This window comes from Micromonospora sp. NPDC049151, from assembly GCF_040648395.1.
Taxonomy (GTDB): Bacteria; Actinomycetota; Actinomycetes; order Mycobacteriales; family Micromonosporaceae; genus Micromonospora.
Genome location: NZ_JBEZDP010000051.1, coordinates 1 through 3,562, shown reverse-complemented (window position 1 = coordinate 3,562; position 3,562 = coordinate 1). Strand labels below are relative to the sequence as shown.

Here is a 3,562-nt window from a genome sequence, read left to right as displayed (position 1 = left end):
TAAAAAGTACTAATTAAAAGAACTGTTCTTTTAATTAAGTCTTTGAATGTTATAAAAGGTTCGTTTAATGTTATAAAAGGTTCGTTTAATGTTATAAAAGGTTCGTTTAATGTTATAAAAGGTTCGTTTTCGAGCTTCATAGACTCTGACAGTCAGACCTTTACAAGGGAGTAAAATAGGAAAGTATTTAAAATAATTAAAAAGAACTGTTGTCCCTCAAACGCCGGGTATTTAAGGCAAAAAAGACCGGATTTCTCTTCTTTTTGAAGCTGAAGGGGTCGACGAAAAAAAAACAAAAAAACAAAAAAAAGAAAGAGGGTCGCCGGGGGGCGGGCCGGCCTCAAATAAGACGATATAAGACGTTTATTTTTTTTTCTGCCGTATTACCCGTCTTTTCAATAAAAATCAAACTGACAGTCTTATTTGGGGTAAAAAATGAGGTTAATTGCCCCCCACACATAACGGCTTATCTCCTTCGGCAGATTTGCGGTTTAGGGAAAAAAGATCTGGGAAAAGGAAAAAAGAAAGGAAGAGAAAAAAAGAGGCGCAAATTTATTCGCTGTTTAATCCAGCTATAAAATTACGGTTCATGTAAAAATCCTTTAAAACTCCTATATTGTCGTTTCAAAGGTTGGACGCTTTATTTGGCAAGCAGTGTTTTGAGGGACTGCGTCCTTTCTCAAAACGCTTGTTTCCGGCAACGGTTGCACCGAAGCCAGAAAGCAAAAAGGAAGAAAGAAAGATGATAGCAAAAGTAAAAATGAACTCCAGCATCAGCGCTACGATCAGCTACTGCTGCCGGAGCGACAAGGATGCCACAGTGATTGCCTGCAATGGCACCACGAGCCAAGTGGACCGCGAGCTTCTGATCAAGCAGTTTCAGGCGCAGGCCGATCAACGTCCAGAACTTAAAAATAAAATTATGCAGATCATCATTTCCCATTCTCCGGAAGACACGGCCAAGCTGGCCGGAAAGAAGGAAGATGAAATTTTACAGGATTACATCCAAAGGCTTGCAAAAGGGAAGGGGAAGAATGCAGGTTTAGACCTTACTCAAACCCAATTTGTGGCTATCAGGCATGCAGAAAAAGGGCACATTCATTACCACTTACTTGCCAATATGGTAGACAACCAGGGGGAGCGGTTAAAAGACAACAATATTGGCTATAAGGCCAAAGGGGCAAGTATTGATATCACCAAACAGCATGGCCTGACAAGGGCGATATCGAAAGAACTTAAGCAGGAGTTGGAGATGGAAATAAAAGCACCGGAGCAAACACAGCGCAAAGGTTTTAGCATGGGCAGATAATGGAAAAAGAACCAAAAACGACAGGGAGAAAGGTTTTAGACCCTACCGAAAAGCGGACTAAACAGGTGAAAATTATGCTAACTGAGAAAGAATACGACGAGTTCAGGGAAAAAGCATTTAAAAGCCGGCAGAGCGTTGCAGAGGTCATGCGGGAGCTTGCTAAAGGAAAAGACATAAAAGAGGCCATGACAGCAGAAAAAGCCGCTTTATTACGGGATATCTCCCGAGTAGGGAACAACATTAACCAGATCGCCCAGCTTTGCCGGAAAGAAGGAGTGTTGGCCTATGCCGCCAAAATTGAAGGAATGATAAAATATTTAAACGAGAAAATATATGAGTGAGATACTGAATGAGGCACTTTTAAGCGAAATAAAACGGCTTAAGGCGATCAATATTGAAGGATTAGGCGCAAGTGTCCAAAGACTGGAAGACTCCACTAAAGAAGCCAAAAACCTACACCATGCAGTTAACGAAAACATTGTTAAACTGGGGGGAATGATTGAAAAAGTAAATGTTCCTGCAGAGATAAAATTGACCAGGCATTTAACCATTGGAGCAAAGGATAAATATTTCGGTGCCCTTATTATTTCTTCCCTTGTGTTTCTTCTAATAGGTGCAGCAGGGGTGATTTATGGGGTTAAAAAGGAAAATAAATTAGAGAAAGCAGAGCAAACCATAAGCAACCAAGCGACTTTTATCCAGTGGATGAGAAAGGAAAAAGGAGGTGAAAACATGTATCAAAAGTACCTTCAAGAGCTGAACAAGAAGTAAAAGGAGGGTAAATTAACGAAGGGGGGTACAACGAAATGATTTCAGTACATTTGACACGTTCTGCCATACACAACTCATTATGCAAAGTAAAATTTTGGTTGTCGAGAATGATCAGGATATACTCGATATTATTACCATAATTCTTGAAGACCAAGGCTATAAAGTCATAGCCTCTATTTATTCCTCGATTATTGAGGATATATCCATTATACAGCCAGATTTAATAATGTTAGATCATGTGGTAATGAATGGTTCTGGTAGTGATATTTGCAAGGAAATAAAAGCGAATCCCGTTACAAACAACATTCCTGTTATATTATTATCCACTGCGGTGGGACTGCAACAAATTACAGAAGATGCCTGTGCAGATGGTTTTATAGAAAAGCCTTTTGATATTGACTATTTAGGGGAGCTCATTACCGATCACCTACACAGATTAGCGTAGATCAGCTTAGCCTAAATTTCTAATTTTCTTTTTTAGGTAGTACACCTTTTTTCTGATACGCTCCAACGATATAGGCCGTTGATTTTTCAATGGATGCTTTGCCTTGTCGAATTTTTGCATTCAGATCCTCAATAAACGCTATAAACTTGGTATAACCATCTTTTACAATCAATTCGGAATATTCCTTACTTAATCCATATGCCATAACGTTGCGCACATCTTTCTGAAAATCAATGTCCTTTTGGAAATCAATCTCTAATTGATCAGGTTTGTTTTTTGAACTGTTTACAAATATTTGAATGAACTCGAAAGAACGTCCTTTTTTATAAAGTTCATAATCAAAATGTATGTCCGTATGCTCGTTTATTTGCTTTTTTGCAATGTCCAATACTTTTGTTTTAAAACCTGTTATCTCCGCATATTGTTCATTTCCCTTTTTATCGACCAGCCCAAGCATTTTCTTTAATTCGGTTATAGGTATAGGACGAGGAAATTTTCCAACAGTGCGCCATTGGCATGCTAACATGTAAAGTCTTTTAGCATAACTGGAAGAGCAATCAAGGACGGACTTAAGCTGAAAATGGGTAAAGTTATTTTTGAGGTCGAAAAAATACGGCAGGGATATTTCAGAAAGTTTGACCTCAATAGTCCTTGTTCCCTTTAGATACTTAAAGTACTGAAACAAGACGAATTGTGTATAACCATCCTCTGAATCAACTTCAAACATTCGTGTAAGTAAGCCCTCCGTGCTTTCAGTCAGTTGGGAAATGTTCCATTTGCATTCAACTTTTACCTGCACTGCCCGATGTCTGGAAGGCAAGCGGACATGTTAACGGCTTAAGAGCGAAGGGTGGGTTTGAGATTGTTAAACTGGAATGGGTAAACGGTATGGTTACCAAATTGGTGATTAAATCGCATTTGGGCGGAAATTTAAGGATCAGGGTACCTAATGAATTAAATTTATCCAAACTTAAAGCTAAAAAGGCCACTGGTGACAATGAAAATCCTTTTTTCTTCTTTAACGAGACACCAAAACC

The 3,562-nt window shown here is 38.9% G+C and carries 6 protein-coding genes; 5 read left to right on the top strand and 1 reads right to left on the bottom strand.

The window, feature by feature from the left end:
- Window positions 1-616 precede the first annotated feature (616 nt).
- From AB0B20_RS29055 to AB0B20_RS29040, 4 genes are all read left to right on the top strand, one after another.
- Complete coding sequence (locus AB0B20_RS29055) at window positions 617-1,309, top strand: relaxase/mobilization nuclease domain-containing protein (protein ID WP_352114022.1); 693 nt, start codon at window positions 617-619, stop codon at window positions 1,307-1,309.
- Window positions 1,309-1,650, top strand: a complete 342-nt coding sequence (gene mobC, locus AB0B20_RS29050; protein ID WP_350502493.1) for a plasmid mobilization relaxosome protein MobC — start codon at window positions 1,309-1,311, stop codon at window positions 1,648-1,650. The genes AB0B20_RS29055 and mobC overlap by 1 nt, the downstream gene beginning before the upstream one ends.
- On the top strand, window positions 1,643-2,080 hold the full coding sequence (locus AB0B20_RS29045) for a hypothetical protein (RefSeq protein WP_350502494.1): 438 nt from the start codon (window positions 1,643-1,645) through the stop codon (window positions 2,078-2,080). Before mobC ends, AB0B20_RS29045 begins: the two co-directional genes overlap by 8 nt.
- A 79-nt stretch (window positions 2,081-2,159) precedes the next feature.
- The gene (locus tag AB0B20_RS29040; RefSeq protein WP_350502495.1) at window positions 2,160-2,525 is read left to right on the top strand and encodes a response regulator; all 366 of its coding nucleotides are present in this window, start codon (window positions 2,160-2,162) and stop codon (window positions 2,523-2,525) included.
- A gap of 19 nt (window positions 2,526-2,544) precedes the next feature.
- Here the strand turns inward: AB0B20_RS29040 and AB0B20_RS29035 are convergent, their stop codons facing one another.
- Window positions 2,545-3,345: a replication initiation protein gene (locus tag AB0B20_RS29035; protein ID WP_357475100.1), complete on the bottom strand. Its 801-nt coding sequence runs from the start codon at window positions 3,343-3,345 to the stop codon at window positions 2,545-2,547.
- Here AB0B20_RS29035 and AB0B20_RS29030 point away from each other — a divergent pair.
- Window positions 3,300-3,562: glycoside hydrolase family 95-like protein (locus tag AB0B20_RS29030; protein WP_357475106.1), on the top strand; the 263-nt coding region annotated here is incomplete at its 3' end. The two genes, AB0B20_RS29035 and AB0B20_RS29030, sit on opposite strands and share 46 nt — an antisense overlap.